The organism is Isoptericola sp. GX10416, from assembly GCF_056590155.1.
The window spans coordinates 1-1,007 of record NZ_JBWPVO010000037.1 but is presented as its reverse complement, the minus strand read 5'-3'; the positions used below and the strand labels follow the sequence as shown (position 1 = coordinate 1,007).

The 1,007-nt window shown below is 62.4% G+C and carries 1 protein-coding gene; it reads right to left on the bottom strand.

What is annotated here, in order from left to right:
- Positions 1–12 precede the first annotated feature (12 nt).
- A complete protein-coding gene (locus ACWAT2_RS19335; RefSeq protein ID WP_480049259.1) occupies positions 13–999 on the bottom strand; it encodes a carbohydrate ABC transporter permease in 987 nt (328 codons plus the stop codon).
- Positions 1,000–1,007 lie beyond the last annotated feature (8 nt).

Below are 1,007 nucleotides of genomic sequence, written 5' to 3'. Positions count from 1 at the left end.
GGGTGAGCGTGGTCATCGTTCGTCTCCCGTGTAGTGGACCCAACCCTTGGACGTGCGGAACATCAGCAGCGTGATCGCAGCGACCACGACCACCAGGACCCAGGCCATCGCCGAGGCGTAACCCATCTTGAAGTCCTGGAATCCCCGCAGGTACAGGTACAGCGTGTAGAACATCGTCGAACCGGCCGGACCACCCGACCCACCCGAGATGATGAACGCCGAGGAGAACACCTGGAACGCCCCGATCGTCTCCAGCAGCAGATTGAAGAACAGCACCGGGCTCAGCATCGGCAACGTGATCGCCACGAACTTGCGCACCGGACCCGCACCGTCGCACTCGGCGGCCTCGTACAGCTCGGCAGGGATCTGCTTCAACCCCGCCAGGAAGATCACCATCGGCGCCCCGAAACCCCACACCGCCAACAAGATCAGCATCGGCACCGAGAACGCCGGGTTACCCACCCAGCCACCGATCTCGATCCCGAACACCTGCTGGACCTGGTCGACGATGCCGTCGTCCATGAACATGACCTTCCACACGATCGCGATCGAGACCGAAGCCCCGATCAACGACGGCGCATAGAAGATCGACCGGTACGCGCCCTGACCGCGATGCCTCATGTTCAACAACATCGCCACCGCCAACGCCGCACCCAGCTTGATCGGCGTGCCCAACAACACGTACACCGCCGTCACCCGAGCCGACTGCAAGAACCGCGGATCAGCGAACAGATCCGTGAAGTTCTCCCACCCCACCCACTCCGGGGCGGTGAACAAGTCATAATCCGTGAACGCCAGATACAACGACGCCAACATCGGGAACGCCGTCAGACCCACAAAACCCAGGATCCACGGCGACAAGAACAGAAAACCCGCGCGAGTGTCCTCACGCTTGTACCTACGCTTGCGCGCCTTGACGGGTGACGACTTCACGTCGCCCAGCAGGTGCTGCGCCGGCGTCGCCACCGGCAGCTCCTGCGCGGCAGAAGAACTAGGCATGAAAGGAA